Origin of the sequence: Hymenobacter sp. B1770 (assembly GCF_049896385.1) — a bacterium.
In the GTDB taxonomy this organism is placed as follows: domain Bacteria; phylum Bacteroidota; class Bacteroidia; order Cytophagales; family Hymenobacteraceae; genus Hymenobacter.
In genome coordinates this window covers 366884-385911 of sequence record NZ_JAFCUF010000001.1, presented here as the reverse complement: position 1 = coordinate 385911, position 19028 = coordinate 366884, and the positions used below count along the sequence as shown (strand labels likewise).

21 protein-coding genes and 2 tRNA genes are annotated in these 19028 nt (G+C 57.7%); 17 read left to right on the top strand and 6 right to left on the bottom strand.

Translation table 11 applies throughout. The annotated features are described in order from the left end of the window. Positions 1-5: 5 nt before the first annotated feature. Both ACP7AJ_RS01560 and truA read left to right on the top strand, forming a co-directional pair. Positions 6-533 (top strand): GNAT family N-acetyltransferase, encoded by a 528-nt coding sequence (locus ACP7AJ_RS01560; RefSeq protein ID WP_426058427.1) that lies wholly within the window; start codon positions 6-8, stop codon positions 531-533. 9 nt (positions 534-542) lie between these two features. Continuing rightward, complete coding sequence (truA, locus tag ACP7AJ_RS01555; RefSeq protein WP_426058426.1) at positions 543-1301, top strand: tRNA pseudouridine(38-40) synthase TruA; 759 nt, start codon at positions 543-545, stop codon at positions 1299-1301. 189 nt (positions 1302-1490) lie between these two features. Here the strand turns inward: truA and ACP7AJ_RS01550 are convergent, their stop codons facing one another. Next, positions 1491-1724 (bottom strand): hypothetical protein, encoded by a 234-nt coding sequence (locus ACP7AJ_RS01550; protein ID WP_426058425.1) that lies wholly within the window; start codon positions 1722-1724, stop codon positions 1491-1493. 416 nt (positions 1725-2140) lie between these two features. Then, positions 2141-2386 (bottom strand): hypothetical protein, encoded by a 246-nt coding sequence (locus ACP7AJ_RS01545; protein ID WP_426058424.1) that lies wholly within the window; start codon positions 2384-2386, stop codon positions 2141-2143. A gap of 191 nt (positions 2387-2577) precedes the next feature. Here ACP7AJ_RS01545 and ACP7AJ_RS01540 point away from each other — a divergent pair, with 191 nt between their 5' ends. The 5 genes from ACP7AJ_RS01540 to ACP7AJ_RS01520 all read left to right on the top strand — a co-directional run bounded on the left by ACP7AJ_RS01540 (position 2578) and on the right by ACP7AJ_RS01520 (position 7281). Further along, positions 2578-3072 (top strand): hypothetical protein, encoded by a 495-nt coding sequence (locus ACP7AJ_RS01540; protein ID WP_426058423.1) that lies wholly within the window; start codon positions 2578-2580, stop codon positions 3070-3072. A gap of 50 nt (positions 3073-3122) precedes the next feature. Beyond that, a complete protein-coding gene (locus ACP7AJ_RS01535; protein WP_426058422.1) occupies positions 3123-3728 on the top strand; it encodes a DUF4291 domain-containing protein in 606 nt (201 codons plus the stop codon). A gap of 282 nt (positions 3729-4010) precedes the next feature. Next, positions 4011-4565 carry a hypothetical protein gene (locus tag ACP7AJ_RS01530; RefSeq protein WP_426058421.1) on the top strand — a complete coding sequence of 185 codons (555 nt, stop codon included), beginning with the start codon at positions 4011-4013 and terminating at the stop codon, positions 4563-4565. Between the two features lie 316 nt (positions 4566-4881). Next, positions 4882-6714: an ABC transporter ATP-binding protein gene (locus tag ACP7AJ_RS01525; protein ID WP_426058420.1), complete on the top strand. Its 1833-nt coding sequence runs from the start codon at positions 4882-4884 to the stop codon at positions 6712-6714. Positions 6715-6753: 39 nt separating this feature from the next. Continuing rightward, a complete protein-coding gene (locus tag ACP7AJ_RS01520; RefSeq protein ID WP_426058419.1) occupies positions 6754-7281 on the top strand; it encodes a hypothetical protein in 528 nt (175 codons plus the stop codon). Positions 7282-7360: 79 nt separating this feature from the next. On the opposite strand, the gene ACP7AJ_RS01515 is transcribed toward ACP7AJ_RS01520, so the two are convergent. Then, positions 7361-7750 carry a hypothetical protein gene (locus ACP7AJ_RS01515; protein WP_426058418.1) on the bottom strand — a complete coding sequence of 130 codons (390 nt, stop codon included), beginning with the start codon at positions 7748-7750 and terminating at the stop codon, positions 7361-7363. A gap of 712 nt (positions 7751-8462) precedes the next feature. Between ACP7AJ_RS01515 and ACP7AJ_RS01510 the strand changes: the two genes are divergently transcribed. Together ACP7AJ_RS01510 and ACP7AJ_RS01505 are read left to right on the top strand one after the other, a co-directional pair. Further along, on the top strand, positions 8463-9617 hold the full coding sequence (locus tag ACP7AJ_RS01510; RefSeq protein ID WP_426058417.1) for a zinc-dependent alcohol dehydrogenase: 1155 nt from the start codon (positions 8463-8465) through the stop codon (positions 9615-9617). An 11-nt stretch (positions 9618-9628) separates the two neighbouring features. Continuing rightward, positions 9629-10150: a hypothetical protein gene (locus ACP7AJ_RS01505; protein ID WP_426058416.1), complete on the top strand. Its 522-nt coding sequence runs from the start codon at positions 9629-9631 to the stop codon at positions 10148-10150. A gap of 81 nt (positions 10151-10231) precedes the next feature. On the opposite strand, the gene ACP7AJ_RS01500 is transcribed toward ACP7AJ_RS01505, so the two are convergent. Beyond that, a tRNA-Pro gene (locus tag ACP7AJ_RS01500) sits at positions 10232-10305 on the bottom strand. 102 nt (positions 10306-10407) lie between these two features. Continuing rightward, positions 10408-10481 (bottom strand) — tRNA-Pro (locus ACP7AJ_RS01495). 189 nt (positions 10482-10670) lie between these two features. On the opposite strand from ACP7AJ_RS01495, the gene ACP7AJ_RS01490 reads away from it, so the two are divergent. After that, complete coding sequence (locus tag ACP7AJ_RS01490) at positions 10671-11153, top strand: T9SS type A sorting domain-containing protein (protein WP_426058415.1); 483 nt, start codon at positions 10671-10673, stop codon at positions 11151-11153. A 105-nt stretch (positions 11154-11258) separates the two neighbouring features. Here the strand turns inward: ACP7AJ_RS01490 and ACP7AJ_RS01485 are convergent, their stop codons facing one another. After that, the gene (locus tag ACP7AJ_RS01485; RefSeq protein WP_426058414.1) at positions 11259-13043 is read right to left on the bottom strand and encodes an ABC transporter ATP-binding protein; all 1785 of its coding nucleotides are present in this window, start codon (positions 13041-13043) and stop codon (positions 11259-11261) included. A gap of 214 nt (positions 13044-13257) precedes the next feature. On the opposite strand from ACP7AJ_RS01485, the gene ACP7AJ_RS01480 reads away from it, so the two are divergent. The 7 genes from ACP7AJ_RS01480 to ACP7AJ_RS01450 all read left to right on the top strand — a co-directional run bounded on the left by ACP7AJ_RS01480 (position 13258) and on the right by ACP7AJ_RS01450 (position 19019). After that, positions 13258-14346, top strand: a complete 1089-nt coding sequence (locus ACP7AJ_RS01480; protein WP_426058413.1) for a Glu/Leu/Phe/Val dehydrogenase dimerization domain-containing protein — start codon at positions 13258-13260, stop codon at positions 14344-14346. A 124-nt stretch (positions 14347-14470) separates the two neighbouring features. After that, positions 14471-15667 carry a transcription antitermination factor NusB gene (gene nusB / locus ACP7AJ_RS01475; RefSeq protein ID WP_426058412.1) on the top strand — a complete coding sequence of 399 codons (1197 nt, stop codon included), beginning with the start codon at positions 14471-14473 and terminating at the stop codon, positions 15665-15667. Between the two features lie 139 nt (positions 15668-15806). Continuing rightward, positions 15807-16118 carry a YtxH domain-containing protein gene (locus tag ACP7AJ_RS01470; RefSeq protein WP_426058411.1) on the top strand — a complete coding sequence of 104 codons (312 nt, stop codon included), beginning with the start codon at positions 15807-15809 and terminating at the stop codon, positions 16116-16118. A 161-nt stretch (positions 16119-16279) separates the two neighbouring features. Next, on the top strand, positions 16280-17278 hold the full coding sequence (locus ACP7AJ_RS01465) for an isocitrate/isopropylmalate dehydrogenase family protein (RefSeq protein WP_426058410.1): 999 nt from the start codon (positions 16280-16282) through the stop codon (positions 17276-17278). Between the two features lie 136 nt (positions 17279-17414). Next, positions 17415-17936 carry a DUF1573 domain-containing protein gene (locus ACP7AJ_RS01460; protein ID WP_426058409.1) on the top strand — a complete coding sequence of 174 codons (522 nt, stop codon included), beginning with the start codon at positions 17415-17417 and terminating at the stop codon, positions 17934-17936. A gap of 54 nt (positions 17937-17990) precedes the next feature. After that, positions 17991-18284 (top strand): preprotein translocase subunit YajC, encoded by a 294-nt coding sequence (yajC, locus tag ACP7AJ_RS01455; RefSeq protein ID WP_426058408.1) that lies wholly within the window; start codon positions 17991-17993, stop codon positions 18282-18284. Positions 18285-18413: 129 nt separating this feature from the next. Next, positions 18414-19019: a hypothetical protein gene (locus tag ACP7AJ_RS01450; protein ID WP_426058407.1), complete on the top strand. Its 606-nt coding sequence runs from the start codon at positions 18414-18416 to the stop codon at positions 19017-19019. Positions 19020-19028 lie beyond the last annotated feature (9 nt).

Sequence of the window (19028 nt, the reverse complement as noted above, 5' to 3'; positions counted from 1 at the left end):
CCGCCATGCCAGTGCTGCCACTGCCCGAAGCGGGCGCGTTGCTTCGACCCTTCGCGCCCGCCGATGCGCCCAGCCTGGCAATGCATGCCAACGACCGCGGCATCTGGCTAAACCTGCGCGACCGGTTTCCGCATCCGTATTCCTTGGCAGATGCCGAAGCCTACATCGCCATGGTGAACAGCGAGGAAGGCCAGCGCGGCCTGCACTTGTGCGTGGAAGTAGCCGGCGAGGCCGTGGGCAGCATAAGCTTATTGTTTAAGCACGACGTGAGCCGGCGCTCGGCCGAAATTGGCTACTGGCTGGGCCGGGCGCACTGGGGCCGGGGCATTGCCACGGCTGCGGTGCGGGCGCTGGCAGACTACGGCTTTGCTCACCACGATTTGGCTCGGATTTATGCCGTAGTTTTTGCCCATAATGCTACCTCCGGGCGGGTGCTCGAAAAAGCTGGCTTTACCCTGGAGGCGTGCCTGCGGCACGCCGTCACCAAAGACGGGCACACCATGGACGGCATGCTATTCGCGCTGGTGCGCTAGTTTATTTTAATGCGTTACTTCCTCCATTTCGCCTACGACGGCACGCGCTACCACGGCTGGCAGGTGCAGCCCAATACCCTCACCGTGCAGGCCGAAGTCGACCGTTGTCTTTCGCAGGTGTTGCGGCAGCCCATCCACAGCCTGGGCAGCGGGCGCACTGACACCGGCGTGCACGCCAGCCATCAGGTAGCGCACTTCGATGCCGAACTGCCCGAAAACCTCACGCTGGACCTTCTGCTCTACCGCCTGCGCCGCGCCCTGCCCACCGACATTGCTGCCCTGCGCCTGCACCCCGTGGCCGGCAGCGACCACGCTCGCTTCTCGGCCGAAGAGCGCACCTACGACTACTTTGTGCTCACGCCGCAGCCCGACCCCTTCCGGCGCGACCACGCCCTGCACCTCGACCGCACGCCCGACGTAGCGGCCATGAACGAAGCCGCTGCTTGTATGATTGGGCAGTTCGATTTCACCTCCTTTTCCAAAGTAAAGGGCGGCGTCGACCACTACGTGTGCTACTGCTACGAAGCCGCGTGGCACCCCGCTCCTGGCGGGCTGGTGTTCCGTATTCGGGCCAACCGCTTCGTGCGGGGCATGGTGCGGCTGGTGGTGGGCACCCTGCTCGACGTGGGCCGGGGCAAGATGACGCCGCAGCAGTTTCAGGAGTTGCTCTGGGCTCAGCGGCGGGTAGATGCAGGCGGTGCGGCCCCGGCACGAGGGCTGTTTCTGAGCAAGGTGGCGTACGGGCCGGGAATTGTGCCAACGGAGTAAAACAAAAGGACCGTGGCTGTTGCAGAACTCTAAAGCGGGTTCAAAACTAGGTGGCAAGGGTTGCAGCGACGTGCAGAAATGCGCTTTACAGCCGGTTTGCGGCGAGACGCTTGCCGTAACAACCGCACTGGGTGTCCGGAACCGAGTTCTGCAACAGCCACGGTCGGAAAGGTAAAGGAGTGTTTAAGCTTATGCCCGACGCCTCAGCCACTCCAGCTCCTCCTGGGCGACCTTCGGGTCAATCGTGCTGGTAGCATGGCGCTCAATCGTTTCCATGCACAGCTGCCGGGTTGGTCCATCCGGGTAATGATGCTCCACGAGCAGGTGAGCGGCCCATAGATTGATGTAGTACTGGTATTCCTGTAGCAACCCGACAAATGCCTCCCCTTGATTGGCCCCGATAAATCGGGTGTATAATGCCACCAGTTTTTGTGGGCCGGGTTCTGCGCGTTGCGTAAGGTTGGCGGGGGTGACCCCTAGGAAAAAGTTCTCCCGGCACTGCCCCATAAACAAATACGTCAAGTTTTCCATGTTTTTTAGAGAGGAAACAAAGCTGAAATGCCGGCTGCTGTTGTCGAGGTGCCTACGACTACAGGCTCTGACCCGCAATGCTGTTCACGAAAACGGTCCGAATAGCAAAACGAGGATTATGTCAGCCGACTGGTCGCGCTAAGGCTACCTTCGCGCTGGCCTCTACGGGGAGGGTAACAAGCTCTTTGCTGGTAATAAACGGCCCCTAGTGCCTCATTTTGGGGAGTTTATGAAAATAAATACCCGCCAAAAAGCCGCTACGGCCCGGCAGGTGCAGCGGCTTTTTGGCGGGAGGCAATCCCTGGGGCTTACCCGGCGTCGCCGGACCTGGAAACGGTGGGCGCCGGGGCTTGGCGGGCCCGGGCCGAAGCCCGCAGCCGGCAAGCGTCGCGGTGTAACGCCGTGGCCGCGCGGGCCACCTGCTCGTTCAGTTCCACGCCCGGCAGGGCCCCACCCAGCACGCTGATGACCGCGAGGCAGGCCAGGGCGAGCCCCGCCGCGAGCAGCGCGGCCGCCCGGAACAACAGATGAGCATAGAACTGGAGCAGGGGCATAAGGCGGGGCAGCAAAAGCAGAAAGGGGAGTCCTTCCGGCGGGCTAATATATAGAAGAAAAATAGGCCAGCACCCGGGTGCGGGTGGCCTTATCCACCTGGCTGGTCGGCCTAGCAGAACTTGCGTTCAGGAAAACGGTCGGAATCGCAAAACGAGCGTAAGTTTATTAATTACCCACTTGAAGACATGTCATGGATTGTCCCTTATTAGCCGCTTACGAGGCGACGGGCCAGCTTTCGGAGCAGGCCTTAGCGGAACTGACGGATGAGGACGGGACGGGGGCTGGCCTACGCCTCTACCACGGGTACCGGCAACGCCCCAACGTTGCGTTTGCCCGTGCCCTGCTTGCCGAGCTGAGCGCCCGGTATATGCACGCGTATGCCCATGGGGGACCGGCCACGATGGAGGGGCTGCTCTTGGCGGGCTACCTCATCGGCCTGCATGGTGACGTGGGCGACGCGCTGGTGCTCTGGCGCACAAAGCAACTCACCTTTGATACCTACTGCGGGTTTGACATTCAACTCGTTGCCTTTGCCGGAATCGACCCCACCATGGCCTACCTCCAGGGGTTGCCTGACCCCGACGCCGCGGCGGCCGTGGCTTATCTTCAGCAATGCAAGGAAGCAGGGGATTTTGACCAGCTGGCGGACTATTTCTCCCCGGACCACCTGCCGTACTGGATTTGAGGGCCCGGGTGCGTAGGTTGACGATACCCTTCTACCCTGATTCTTCGCCTATGTTGATTCGCGCCGCCTACGACGAACACACGCTCACCGTGTACCAAGCCTACCACCCGCGGATTGCCCTTCCGGCAGTTGCCGAGCAGCGCTTGGCCCTGCCCGGGTTCAAGGTGGAGCGCATGACGTGGATTAAGCCCTCGTTCCTGTGGATGATGTACCGCTCGGGCTGGGCCACGAAGGAAAACCAGGAACGGGTGCTGGCCCTGAAAATCAAGCGCACCGGCCTGGACTGGGCCCTGCAGCATGCCTGTTTATCTCACTTCAATGCCACGGCCCACCCGAGCTCGACCGAGTGGAAAGAACACCTGCAGGCGGCTCCGGTGCGCATTCAATGGGACCCCGAGCGGGATGTGCAGTTGAACCCGCTGCCGCAGCGCGCCATTCAAATCGGGCTGTCCGGTGAAGCCGTGGCCCGGTACGTGCACGAGTGGGTGGAGGAGATAACCGACGTAACGGCGCTGGCCCACGAAATCCAGACCTTGGTGCAAGCCCGTCAAATACAAGCCGCCGTGGACCGATTGCCGAAGGAAACCGTGTACCCCACCCGGGCCATGCCACACTTGCTATTGGAACACTTGCTATTGGAACAGACCGCAAGCTGAGACAGCCTCTCTAAATAGCATATTGACCCGTTCAGGCAAACGGTCGTGGCTGTTGCAGAACTCCTCAAACGGGCAAATAGCTGCCTAGCTGATGAGTATCAACAGCTCACTCATCTTCTAAAGAGCCCTTTATAGCTAGGTGCGCTTTTTGGTGCTCGGTTGGTGATGGCCGATGGCAAGTTCTGCAACAGCCACGGTCCGAATCGCTTAAACGAGCCATAAAATGTCCTTACTTCGTCTCGGCGACGCCCGGTGGCGTCCTGCTGCTTTTGCCCACCTGCTATGAAGAACCTTCTCCACCGAACGCTACTGCTGGGGGGCCTGCTGCTTTTGCATAGTATGCACCCCCTGCGCTTGGTTGCCTTACCCCAGCCAGATGCCATCCAGCGGCCCGTAACCAGGGGCGCGGGTGTTGGCGGTCAGGAAACCGCCTCCGGAAGGGCAACCGCCAAGGGGGATAGCTGCATCACAATAGTCAATGAATTATCAACGATTCAGGTCGGATACAACGACCCGTTGAAGGTCCGGAACAGTTGCAACAGGCCTTTCTATGGCAAAATACGATTGGAGGTCTTTGACCCGAAAACGTCACGTTGGGAACGGCTATTATACGATGCCTCGGAGCGCGTACAGCCGCCACCCATGGAAGAGTATGGCTACGTGCGTATTGACGCGCAGGCGAGTAGAGTATTTGCTTTGTATGTGCCCCCAACGGTGGTCAAGCGGCATAAGAAAGGACGATTTCGTTTACGGGTAGACGGAACAGATGGGTCAGACAATAAATTGAGCGCTCTTTTTATCTCACCAAGTTTTGCCATTGCGGCAAGTAGCAAGTAAGGTGGGTTGACCGGTCGCTAAAAAGCCGTCCGGCCGTTCAAGAAAAGGGTCGTGGCTGTTGCAGAACCCTCCGCTAGGCCTGCTCAACGGGTCTATTGCGGCTGCAACGGCCGGAAAATGTCGTTTTCTTGGTCTTTTTAGGTGCTGAACACCTGCTATAGCGGCTTCTCAGTTCCTCGACAGAGTTCTGCAACAGCCACGACCCTCATGCTTCGACTCCGCTCAGCATGAGGGTCCTTTTGTTTTTGCATCAGCTTCGCACGGTCTGCACACTTTTCGGCCGCTCCGCTGTTTACTTCCGACCTTTGCCCTACTTATGGACCCTACCACTTCCGCTACCAAAACTGGTCAGGTATTCGACTGGACGGTGCTGCGCCGCCTGCTGTCCTATGTGCGGCCCTACCGGCGCGTGTTTATCGGCTTGATTTTTCTAACCGTGGCCACGGCCGTGCTCGGTACGCTCCGGCCTTTTCTTATCCAGCGCATGGTCGATGTTAGCATCGAACAGGGCGACACCCGCAGCCTGAACGCCATGTTTGGGCTGCTGCTGGTGCTACTGGTGGGCCACGCTGGCGTAAGCTACCTGCAGACGTACTACGGCGGCTGGCTGGGCCAGTACATCGTGCGCGACATCCGCACCGACCTCTACCAGCACCTGCTGAACCTGAAGCTCAGCTTCTTCGACCGCACGCCCATTGGCGTGCTGGTCACGCGTAATATCTCGGATGTGGAAACGCTGTCTGACGTGTTCAGCGAAGGCCTCGCGGCTATGGCGGGTGACATTCTGCAGTTGCTCTTCATCATGGCGTTCATGTTCTACATCGACTGGCGCCTTACGCTCATCAGCCTGTCGGTGATTCCGCCGTTGCTCTTCTCGACTTATGTGTTTAAGGAGAAAATCAAGAAGTCGTTTCAAGACGTGCGCAACGCCGTGGCCAAGCTCAACTCCTTCGTGCAGGAACACCTCACGGGCATGAACGTTGTGCAGATTTTCAACAACGAAGAGCGGGAGTTCCGCAAGTTCGAAGCCATCAACAAGGAGCACACCGACGCCCACATTCGCTCGGTGCTTTACTATAGCATCTACTTCCCGGTGGCCGAGGTGCTGGGCGCAATCGGGGTGGGTTTGCTGGTGTGGTACGCGGCCCAGGGCCAGATTGAGGGTACCATCTCAAAGGGTGCGCTCATCGCCTTCATCATGTACAACGCCCTGTTCTTCCGGCCCATCCGCCAGATTGCCGACCGGTTCAATACCCTGCAGCTGGGCTTGGTGAGCACCGAGCGCCTCCTGAAATTGCTCGACAACAAAGACTTGGTGGCTACCAGCGGCACCTATGCTCCCACCGAACTGCGCGGCGATGTAGAGTTCAAAAACGTCAAGTTCGCTTATAACGAGCCCGAGTGGGTGCTCAAGGACATCAGCTTCCACGTCAAGCCCGGCCAAACCATTGCCTTTGTGGGCGCCACCGGGGCCGGCAAAACCAGCATCATCAACCTGCTTAGTCGGTTCTACGACATTCAGGAAGGCAGCATTTGCATCGACGGCCGTGACCTGCGCGAGTACGACCTCAGTTTGCTGCGCCGGCAAATCGGCGTGGTGCTGCAGGACGTTTTCCTCTTCGCCGGCAGCATCCGCGACAACATCACCCTCGGCAACAAAACCATCACCGACGCTCAAATCTGGGAAGCTGCGGACCTTGTGGGCGCCCGCCGTTTCATCGAGCGCCTGCCAAACGCCCTCAATTACCCCGTGATGGAGCGCGGCGCAACACTCTCGGTGGGCCAGCGCCAGCTCATCAGTTTCGTGCGGGCCATGGTATACCAGCCCCGCGTCATCGTGCTCGACGAAGCCACGTCGTCGGTCGACTCCGAGACCGAGGAGCTGATTCAATCGGCCATCGAAAAGCTCATGCAAGGCCGCACCTCTCTGGTTATTGCCCACCGCCTGAGCACGATTCAGAAAGCCGACAAAATCATTGTCCTCGACAAAGGCGAAATCAAGGAAACCGGCACCCACGAAGAGCTGCTGCGCATCGAAGGAGGTTACTATGCCCAGCTCTACCGTATGCAGTACGTGGTGAGTGAGCAGTTACCAGCTGGTAACGAGGAAATAATTGTTGGCAAGAACCAACTGCCTAACGTATCCTAACCTGCCTCCGACTTTACCTGTTACCTGCCACCCGCCCGCATGACTCGTTACCTCTTTCTCGCCGTTATTCTGCTCACCCTGGTCGCGGCGGGCACCTACGTGTACCTGGGCGGTACCCACGACCCCAAGGTCACGCTAGAGACTACCGCCGCTCCGCTTTACCTGGCCGGCCAGCCCTACGATGGGTCGGTGAAGGGCGATGCCTTCGGGCAGCTTTTTCGCCAAGCCAAAGACGTGCAGACCAAGCAGCAATTTGGCGGCGACTTGACGAACCTATATTTCAACGACCCCGAAACGGCTCACGACACCATTAAAGCCTTCATTGGCCTCACCGTGGCCGACACCACGCGCAAGCTGCCGGCTGGCTTCCGTTACCGTTTTGTGCCCGCCGGACAGCGCGTGGTGGCCGCCCGCCTCACCGGCGTGAGCTACCTGCTGGCCCCTAACAAGCTTTATCCCGCCGCCCTGGAAGCCGTGAAAAAGCAGAACCTCACCCAACGGGGCGATTTTTACTTAGAGCGTTTTGGTGCCGATGATGCTTCCGAAGTGTGGGTCGGCGTGAAATAGCGTTAGCACTATAAACCATACGAACGCAAAAAGCCCCGGCTAACTACTGACTGAGGCTTTTTGTGAAAACAATTGAGCCTTAGCGGCCGAAATAGTACGTGCCGCCGAACTGCAACTCGTTGAGCCCAAAGTTTGCCCCGAAGGTGCTTGAAGAGTGCTTGTATCCACTTGGCACCGAATTGCCCGGCGACTCCGAGTATTCATTGCTGAGGTGATTATAACCGAGCGACCCAATGGAGGCACTGATGCCAAGCTTAGAAACAGGAAAAAAGACCATGCCCGGGGTCAGGGAGGCGTAGTAGCCTGAAGCCTTAAAGCCGGCCCCAATAGTGCTAGGGCCGTTGGTGCGCAAAGCTTGGTAGCCGCCGCTCAGCATGCCGGTCACTCCAAACTGCTCCACAAACATCTTGTAGTAACGACTGAAGGCTCCTACTCGCAGGTTGGTAACGACGTCGGTTCCGAGTTGCACGGCACTTGGTGAGGGCGTGCTGGGGTATGGCGTAATCGGAACAGGAAAGATTGTATATGGTCGGTAGGAAGCAGTATAGCTCAAGTGGACTCCCAATTCCAGGTTATCGACCACAAAATACCCCACTGCCGGCGAAAAGCTAAATTGGCTGTTTGTAGTGGCAATGATTGACGCGTGACTCGGGGGTAGGCTGGTTTCGCTGGTGGAACGGCTGTAGCCTATGCCGCCTCCGAGCGAAATTGTGCTGGCCGCAATGCTTTGGGCATTCCCAACTTGAGTACTGACGGCGAACAACGCGACAAGGCAAATTTTCTTCATTCAACTACTCTTTCTATATGATTATTCAAATATAATTTCCATTACTATAAACCAAATAAGTACGGCAGCAATAGGGCACTCAAATCGGTCCGCTTGCCTAACCTAGGCCCGAAGCAATGTGAAACAGTTGCTTTGGGCTCCGCCAACTTCCCGGCTTCCTCCAAACCCTAATATCGGTACTTTATATAATTCCCTACAGCAACTTGATAACCCGTATTTATACTTGTGAATAGTCGAAACAGGAGTGTATAACTACGTAATTAATATTTATACATCACCCAATTGCCAACCTTAGCCAACTCGACAAGTACAGCTAGAAGCTATGTCGACTACTACCAAAATGCCCTCATAGCAAGAGCAAGTTTCTTCCTTTCCACATCAAAGCAGGATTTATATGCTAGCTATGAATTACCGGGGCCCGAAGCGGGTTCGAGTCAGTCAAAAACCCATGCCCGAAATCAAGCATCCTGAGGATGCGATTGTGCGGGTGACTCGCTCCTGTATTTGCGGCTCCGACCTGCACCTGTACAACGGCAACGTGCCCGACACGCGCGTCGGAACCACTTTCGGGCATGAATTCACTGGCATAGTGGAAGAAATCGGCTCGGAGGTAACCAAGGTAAAAGTGGGCGACCACGTGCTGGTGCCCTTCAACATTGCCTGTGGCCGCTGCGTCTTTTGCAAGCAGGGCATGTTCGGCAACTGCCACGAGTCCAACTCACAGGCGACGGCCGTGGGGGGCATTTTTGGCTATTCGCATACCGCCGGTGGACACGAAGGCGGCCAGGCCGAATACGCCCGCGTGCCTTATGCCAACGTAGGTCCCACCGTAATTCCGCCCGGCATGGACCCCGACGATGCTGTGATGCTCACCGACGTAACCCCCACTGGCTACCAGGCCGCCGAGATGGGCGGCATTCAGCCCGGCGACACGGTGGTAGTATTTGGCGCTGGCCCGGTGGGCATCATGGCCGCTAAATGCTGCTGGCTGTTCGGTGCCGGCCGCGTCATAATTATCGACCAAGAAGAATACCGCTTGGAGTTCGCTCGCAACTACGCCAATTGCGAGGCATATAACTTCAGAGAGATGAACGACCCGGTGGTGTTCATCAAAAAAGCCACTGACTGGCTGGGCGCCGATGTTTGCATCGATGCCGTAGGCGCCGAAGCTGCCGGCAACACCATGCAAACCATCACCGGCCGCAAGCTGCTGCTGCAGGCCGGGTCAGCTACGGCGCTGCACTGGGCCATTAATTCCGTAAAAAAAGGCGGCGTGGTTTCCATTGTTGGCATTTACGGCCCCACCGATAACCTCGTACCCATTGGCAACGTGGTTAACAAAGGCATCACCATTCGGGCCAACCAAGCCTCGGTAAAACGTCTGCTGCCGCGGCTTATCGAGCACGTTCAGAACGGGGTGCTGAACCCCAAAGGACTCATTACGCACCGCATTCCTTTGGAAGAAGTGGCCGACGGCTACCGGATTTTTTCTGCCAAGCTCGATAACTGCATCAAGCCTGTGCTCATTCCCCCATCCGCCAGAATGTAAAGCCCAACCTCATGGAAAACACCTTGCAAGACCCAAAGCAGATAAAAGGCTGGGGCATCGATGCTGACCCCAAGAACGACCCTACTTACCCGATGCGGCATCGGGAAAATGAAGACACTAAAAGCTACGACTGGGAGCGCCCACCTCAGCAGCCTATTGACCAGGAAGTGCTGCATTCCATTGAGCGGCCGAACGTATCGGCCGTTTTCGGCACGGCCTCGCCTCCTAGCGGTCTCAGCGGCATGATTCGCCGCGTTGCGTTTAAGTACAGTGAGAACCATTATGGCCACTGGCTGCCTTTGATTTTAGCCGACCGGGTGAACGTGGTTGAAGGCATTATCGACGACCTGGCCCACGGGCATTTCCCCAACATTTTCGCTGAAAAGGGCTACCCAGCCGAGTGGAAGCACAGTAAGACTAGCCTGATTTTAAAGATGGCCACGCTGGCGGCCGTTGTTGGCGGAGCAGTCGTGCTTTTGAGCAAGAGCGGCGACAGTAAGCGTTTGCCTTCCCGCAAGGGCCGCTACCGGTAGCCCACAGGGCCAGCGCCCATCAAATAAAAAGCCCGCTGAACAGCTGTTCAGCGGGCTTTTTATTTGATTTTGATGCTAATGTCGGGGTGGCAGGATTCGAACCTACGGCCTCGTCGTCCCGAACGACGCGCGCTACCGGGCTGCGCTACACCCCGAAAGCAGGCCGATGGGGCGACCTGTTTCTATTTCCAATATTACGGCCGAAAAAAGCCTCCGAACCGTTAAGTTCGGAGGCTTTAAGAGCGGCTGCTCTTCCGTCGGAGTGGCAGGATTCGAACCTACGACCTCCAGCACCCCATGCTGGCGCGATACCAGGCTACGCTACACCCCGATTGGTATTAGAGTGACAAAGGTAAGGGCTTTTTCTTACTTGGTGCAACCAGAAAGCAAATAAAGTTTAACTAATTACCAATGAACACTAGCGCTGGCACGCGACTTGCAGAACCGCAGGCACTAGCGAGCCTCAGAATTTATTAGCTTTACGCTACCAATTTTAACCTCGGCAATTCGTATTCCCTTTATGAAGCATCTATTACTACTAGCCTTGGCCTGCATTTTGGCCCCCGCGGCCGCTTACGCTCAAGGTACCCCGGCGCCCGCAACCACTCCTGCCGCTACGCCTGCGCCCACCGTTCCGGAGTCCGCCCAAGAAGCCATCTTGCCCAGCGGCGTAATTGCTGCGCCCGCTAAGGCCCCTGCGGTAACTTCCGCTGCTAATGCTACCCTTATTGCACCAGCACCAGAAACCCCTGCGGCCGACCCCAACGCCATCAAAGTGAAGGCAGAGTCTGCAGCGGGCCGCCTCACCGTGAAAACTGATAATCCTGGCCCTACCCGGGTCGAAGTGACTGATGTGGGCGGACGCCCCGTGCTCACCCATACTATGATGAATGGCCAGACGCCTCTGGTTCTCAACGTGAGCAAGCTGCCTGCCGGTGCTTACATCGTGCGCTGCACGGCCTATGAGAAGACAGGTATGCGCCGGGTGAAAATCGGGATGTAGCCGTCCCTTCTGGTTTACAAGGACTTCTGTCACAAGAAAGCGCCGGCAAGTGGCCGTTTTTCGTAAGACGAACAGCTACCTGCCGGCGCTTTCTTGCATTGTGCTTTATGCTTCCTCGGTCTGCAGCTGGCGTTCGTAGAGGGCCCGGTACAGGCCGCTGGTGTCGCTCATCAGGTTTTCGTGAGTGCCGTGCTGCACAATCACGCCATCGTCGAGCACCAGGATTTCGTCGGCTAGCTTCACCGAGCTCACGCGGTGCGAGATGATGAGACTGGTGCGGTGCGCCATAATGCGCTGCAAGCTGCCCAGAATGGCATTTTCCGTTTTGGTGTCCACGGCCGAGAGGGAGTCGTCCAGAATCAGAATTTTAGGTTCCTTTACCAAGGCGCGGGCCATGCTCACGCGCTGCTTCTGGCCACCGGAAAGGGTGATGCCCCGCTCCCCCACTTTGGTATCGAAGCCTTCGGGGAAGGCCAGAATGTTTTCGTAGACATCCGCATCCTTAGCTGCCTGCAGCATCCGGGTTTCATCCGGCTCGTCGAGCCCGAAGTTAATATTGTTCCGAATAGAGTCAGAGAACAGGAACACGTCCTGCGGTACGTAGCCGATTTGGCCGCGCAAGGCACGCAACGAGTAGTCACGCACGTCGGTGCCATCGATGCTAATGCTCCCGGCCGTGACGTCATATAGACGGCAGAGCAGCGCGGCAATGGTGCTTTTGCCCGAGCCCGTGTTGCCGATAACCGCCAGTGTCTGGCCAGGCCGCACCCGAAAGCTTACGTCGCGTAGGGCCTGGATGCCGGTATCGGGATAGGTGAAGGAGACGTTTTCGAACGCAATGTCGCCTACCAACTCGCGCTGCACGTTCTGGCGGGAAACGATTTCTGTCTTCTGGTCCAGAAACTCATTGATACGGGCCTGCGAAGCTTCAGCTCGCTGCACCAGCGACGACGTCCAACCCAGGGCCGTAACCGGCCAGGTCAGCAGGTTCACGTAAATCAGGAACTCGGCAATGGTGCCCGTGGTGATGGTGCCGCGAATTACTTCCTGCCCCCCTACCCACACCGTGATGAGCGTGCTCAGACCAATGAGGAAGAGGATGAGCGGAAAGAACAGCGAGTTAACGAAGTTCAAGCTCAGTGATTTTTCCTTGTACTCGTTGCTGGCTTTGGCAAACTGCTCGTGTGAATTGGCTTCGCGCACGAAGGATTTCAGCACCCGAATGCCCGAAAAGGCTTCCTGCACGAAGGTCGTCATGCCCGACAGGGCCTTTTGTATTTCGTCGGACTTGCGCTCTATCAGATTGTTAACGTAAAAAATACTAACCGACAGCACCGGTAGCGGCAGCAGCGTGTACAGCGTCAGCTTCACGTTCACCATGAGCATGAGCGGCACAATGAGCAGAAACAGCAGCACCAACTGCAGGAAATACATGATGGCCGGCCCGAGGTACATGCGCACCCGGCTTACGTCCTCGGAAATGCGCGACATCAAATCGCCGGTGCTGTGGCGGCGGTAAAAGCTGAGCGGCAGCGACTGGTAGTGCTGATAAATCTGGTTTTTCTGGTCGTTTTCGATGTGCCGCGACATCACAATGAGGGTCTGGCGCATGAAAAACAAAAAGATGCCGCGCAGCAGGGCAAGCGCAATGATGAGCATACCATAGAATAGCACATTACGCCCAAACAGCTGATACACGCTGCTCTGGGCCTGCGTGCCGGCATAGAGGTGGTATAGGTCGATGCCCTCGTTCACCAAATCGAAGGCGTAGCGCACCAATTGGGCTGGAAAAATGGCCAGCAAAGTGCTCAGCGCCACAAACAGCACACCAGCTAGGAAGTGCCATTTATAGCGAAAAATAAAGGGATTAACAGCGTTTAGGGCGCGCACAGGCTGGGTGGAAAAGAGGCCGGTATAAGAAAATAGGGGTACTTTTGTGGCCTGAAACGGAAGGTCATCTTCAAACTATAACGTCGTGCGGCGGCTGACAGACGCCGGATTAAGCATGACGTTCCGGGTTTCCGTGCAGCCTTCGTATAGAATACAACAAAGTTACGCCACACTCTTCCCAACCCTAAATTCCCACCACTCTCAATCTCCTCCCATGATTGAAACCCAAACCCTGGCCCCAGAGGTCATCTTCGGTCAAATTGCCGAACACCAGCACGAGCAAGTAGTGTTCTGCCACGACCACGAAACCGGTCTGAAAGCCATCATCGGCATTCACAACACCGTGCTCGGCCCAGCGCTGGGCGGCACCCGCATGTGGCACTATGCCAGCGACATGGAAGCCCTGAACGACGTGCTGCGTCTCTCGCGCGGCATGACCTACAAGGCGGCCATTTCGGGCCTGAACCTGGGCGGTGGCAAAGCCGTCATTATCGGCGATGTGAAGATGAAGACCGAAGCCCTGCTGCGTAAGTTTGGCCGCTTCGTGAAGAACCTCAACGGCAAGTACATCACGGCCGAGGACGTGAACATGACCACCAAGGACATGGAGTACATCCGCATGGAAACCTCCCACGTAGCCGGCCTTCCCGAGAGCATGGGCGGCTCCGGCGACCCCTCACCCGTGACGGCCTATGGCACCTATATGGGCATGAAGGCCGCCGCCAAAAAAGCATTCGGCTCCGAAAGCCTAACCGGCAAGCGCATCGGCGTGCAAGGAGTAGGCCACGTAGGCACTTACCTGCTCGAGCACCTGCAGAAAGAAGGCGCCAAGCTCATCGTGACGGACTACTACGAAGACCGCGCCCTGGAAGCAGCCGCCCGCTTTGGCGCTACCGCCGTGGGCCTGGAAGATATTTACGACCAGCAGATGGACATCTATTCGCCCTGCGCCTTGGGTGCTACGCTGAATGACGAGACCATTGCGCGCCTGAAGTGCCAGGTGGTGGCCGGCTGCGCCAACAACCAGCTCAAGGTAGAAAACCAGCATGGCCCTGAGCTGGTGCGTCGCGGCATTGTGTATGCTCCCGACTTCCTCATCAACGCCGGCGGCCTCATCAACGTGTATTCCGAAGTGGTGGGCTCCAGCCGCCAAGGCGCCCTCACCCAGACCGAAAAAATTTACGACTTCACCCTTCAGGTTTTGGCCAAGGCCGAAGAAGAAGGCACGCACCCCCAGGCTGCCGCTATCAAGCAAGCCAAGGAGCGCATTGCCCACGTAGGCAAGGTGAAGTCGACCTACTAAGGAGTCATGAGTTAAAAGTTTTGAGTTATGAGTTGGTTGGGACGTTGGCTTGACCAGCTCATTCCCGACCGACTCATACTCCCAGCTCCTAACTTTTAACTCATAATATTTATAACTCAACTCAATGCTGAATCGCCGCCTTCTCCGTATCAAAGTCATGCAGTCGCTCTACTCCTACCACCAGGCGGTAGGGGCCGATTTGATGCTGGCCCAGGACCGCATCGCGGCTGCTTTTGAGCCCGACCTCACGGCCAAAGAGGCCCCCGACCGCCGCCAGCTCGAAGGCCAGCGCAAGCTGGGCGAAGCCCAGCTGCGCGAGTGGTACAAAACTGGCGTCCTGCCCGAAAAGACCGATGACAAAGCTGTGGACGCGGCTTTGTCGGATGCCATCAGCTTCTTTGAGGCCCAGGTAAAAAAGGACGCCACCTTCTTCGGTGGGCAGCTGCTGGCCGGTGCCGAAAGCATTCACGACCAGTACCTGCACCTGCTCAACCTGCCGGCTGCCCTGCAGGGAGTGTTGGAAGAGGAACAGAGCCGCGAGGAGCGCCGCCGCCTCGGCCCCAGCGAGAATGCGCTGAACGCTGACCGCCTGCATCAGAACCAGGCCATTGCCAAAATTATGGCCAACGAGCAGCTTCAGGACCTGACTATCCGCCGCAAGCTGGCTTGGGACAGCGCCGAGGAGATTGAAGCCCTTCGTGCCGCTTGGCAAGAAATGAAGGCCGACGGCCCGCTGCGCGAGTACTTGGCTGGCCAGCCCACTGGCATTGCCGAGGCCGACTACGAGGCAGACATGGAAATCCTGCGGCTTATCTACAAGGACTACGTGTTTAAGGGCGAAGCGCTGCCGCGCCAGCTGGAAGCCGACGACCTGAATTGGGAGGAGAATCGCCCCATCGTGCGCAACCTGGTGCTGAAGACCCTGAAGATGCTGCCCTTCGGCGCCGACGAAAAGCAGGAACTGATGAACCTCTCTGCTAACTGGGCCGACGACCGCGAATTTGCCGAAACGCTCTATAAGCAGACGCTCATCGAAGACGACAAGATGGAAAAGCTCATTGCCGGCTCGGTGCAAAACTGGGACGTGGAACGGGTTGCTCTGCTCGACAAAATTATTCTGAAAATGGCCCTCACCGAAATGCAGCTTTTCCGCGGCATTCCGGTAAAAGTCACCATCAACGAGTATATCGAAATCAGCAAACTGTACAGCACACCCAAGAGCAAGCAGTTTGTAAACGGCATTCTGGATAAACTGGCGCAGGATTTGGCCGCCAGTGGCGACATCCGCAAATCTGGCCGCGGACTACTCGACAACCAGTAGAGGCACGGCCCTGCAGTGCACGGCCCGATTGGTCAAATTTGGTGAATCCATCACTTTGGCCACCTTTGTATCTACTGCTGCGTTTCTCCGTACCATAAGTTCGAATCTTCTCCCACCTTACCTCCTCACCCCGACGACCATGGCCAGCAAAACCACCACCGGCATCTTGTGCTTCGCGGGCGGCGCCCTCACCGGCGCAGCCCTTGGCTTGCTTTATGCCCCTGAAACCGGTACCGAAACTCGCTCCTGGCTCAGCTACCAGTTGGAGAAGTACCGTTCCGTACTGGCCGACCTTACTGACAGCCTGGTAACCAGCCGCGACATGGCCGGTCCGTCCTCGGCCAAAACCGAAGGCCAGCGCGTGATTTCCGACGCCAAATCCAAAGCCGAGCAGCTGCTGGGCGATGTAGACCAACTCATCAATCAAATCAATTCCCGCAAGGGCGCATAGGTGAACTGGTGAGTTCATGAAATGATGAGTAGAAAACGCTTTGGTAAGCACGGCAGCTTCTCTTTTGGATTGAGAGCGGTTGTCGAGCGTTACCACTCATCATTACTTGTTGCACCCGTTGCCCGAACTCACCACTCCACCATTTTACTATTTCACCACATATGCACCTAGTAACCCTTATTCCCGGCGACGGTATTGGTCCCGAAATCACCAAGGCCGTAACCGACATTTTTGCCGCGGCACAAGTGCCCGTGCAGTGGGAAGAGCAGAACGCTGGCCAAACCACGTTCGACCAATCGGGCGAATTGATTCCGACTTCGCTACTCAAATCTCTGGAAAAGAATAAGGTGGCCCTGAAGGGCCCGATTACCACTCCTGTAGGCAAGGGCTTCCGCAGCATCAACGTGACGCTGCGCCAGAAGTACGACCTCTACCAGAACGTGCGCCCTAGCAAAACCACGGCCGGCATCAAAACTCGCTACGAAGGCATCGACCTGGTGCTGTTTCGCGAAAACACCGAAGGCCTGTACTCGGGCCTGGAGGTATACGACGAGCGCCTGGGCATTGCCGACTCCTTCAACCGCATCACGGTAGAAGGTTCGCGCAAAATCTGCCGTGCCGCCTTTTCCTACGCTGCCAAGCACGGCCGCAAAAAGGTGACCCTGGCCCACAAAGCCAACATTATCAAAATGGCGGGCACCTTGATGCTCAACGCCTGCAAAGAGGCTGCCACCGAGTTTCCGCAAATTGTGTTCGAGGATAAAATCATCGACAACATGTGCATGCAGCTCGTGAACAAGCCCGAGCAATTCGACGTGGTAGTAACCACCAACCTGTTTGGCGACATTCTCTCTGACCTATGCGCCGGGCTCGTGGGCGGCCTGGGCGTGGTGGCCGGCGCCAACATCGGCGACGAGATGGCCGTGTTTGAAGCCGTGCACGGCTCGGCTCCCGACATTGCCGGCCAAGGCAAGGCCAATCCCACTGCTCTGCTTCGCTCGGCCCTGATGATGCTGCATTACCTCGGCGAGCATGCCAAGGCCGACCAAATTGAGAAAGCTTTGGAAGCTACCCTCATGCACCAGGAGGAGTGCACAGGCGACCTTGGCGGCCAGGCCAGCACCAGCCAGTTTGCTCAAAACATCATCGCCAAGCTCTAATTGCGCAAAAGGAAGTTGCCCGCAGCCCCCTGCAAAGGAATGGCTGCGGGCACTCTCCTTTGCAAGGTCTTGTTGCTGAAGGCACCTAGTCACTACTGAGCCCTTATTGAAACGTGCGCCGCGCGTTTTCACTTGTATGAAATACCAGATTCTCCTTGCTGCAGCTTTGCTGTTCAGCGCCTGCAACCGCGACAAATCGGGTGAGGTGGGCACCGAAGGCATGAACGCCGCCGCTACCGACGCAGCCTCCGACGCCGCGGCCAACCCCACCGTGGACAACCCCAACGTGGTGAGCGAAGACGAAGCTCCCAACCCCAATGCGCCGGTGATGAAATTCACTGAAAGTGAGTTTGACTTCGGCGACATCAAAGCCGACAGCAAGGTGCGTCATACCTTCACCTTCACCAACACCGGCAAGTCGCCGCTGCTGATTCAGGATGCCATTGTGTCCTGTGGCTGCACCACCCCTAGCTGGACCAAAGCCCCCGTTCTTCCCGGCGCCCAGGGCACCATGGAAGTTCAGTTTGACAGCCGCGGCAAGCAGGGCATCATCAGTAAGCAGATTGCGGTGCGGGCCAACACCCAACCCAACATTACCACCATTCTCATCAAAGGCAACGTGTTGACTGTCGGCGCCGCAGCCCCCAGCCCGCTCTAAGCCATTAATTTCAGCACCATGTATTTGACCCTACTCTTGCAAGCTTCCGGAGGAATGGATTACACGCAGCTCTTCTTCCCGATAGCCATCGGTCTGGTGGTGTATTTCTTCATGATTCGGCCCCAGCAGAAGCGGGCGTCCGACGCCAAAGCTTTCCGCCAGTCGTTGGCCAAGGGCTCGCGCATTGTCACCATCGGAGGCCTGCATGGCCTCGTGGTCGACCTCACCGAAGACACTGTGGTGGTGGAAGTAGACCGTGGCACCAAGCTGCGGTTCGACCGCTCGGCCATCGCCCGCGAAGTGAGCAACAAGGCGAGCGCCGGCACCGACGGCATTGCCTCCGCTTAAAAGATGGACGGGCCGCTGAACCGGGCCAGCCGGCTGGTTAGCTGGTTTGTGCGGCCCTTCGCAGGCCAAGAGCCCAGTTTTTACCGGGCCATTACCGCTTGCTTGCTCGCGGCTGGTTTTTTCTGGCAAATGAACGCTCTGAACAAAACCTACACCACTCGCTTAAATTACCCCCTGACGTGGCGCTACGACTCAGTCCGATACGTGCCGATGCGCCCCCTGCCCAACGCCCTGCCGGTAACGGTGACGGGCCAGGGCTGGCGCTTGCTGCGGGCCAATCTGGGCTGGGGCACCCGCCCTGCCGTGCTGCGCCCGGTGCCCTTGCCCGGCACCCGCTACCTCCCCGCCGATGCCTGGCGCATCGGCCTGCAAAGCGCCTTGGAGGGCGTTCAGGTCACCGAATGGGCCGGCGACACCCTGCGCCTTACGTTTGACCGCTACGCCAGCCGGCAGCTTCGCTTGGCCCTGCCCCGCGATTCGGCGCGGCTCTACACCGCCCGCTTCTCCCCGGCTGTGGTCACCTTTCGCGGGCCGGCCAGCCTGATTGCTGCGCTGCCCGACCCCTACCCCGTGATGGTGCCCCATGCCGCCGACAAACGTGACGAGGAAGTGGAGGTAGCCTTGGAGCCCCCCACCCGCGTGCGTGCTTCGGTACCGAGCGTGCGCATGCACTGGAAGCCCCGCTTCGAACAAAGCCGCAACTCCCTGCGGCGCACTTCCCAACCCAATCAATAGTCAACTCTT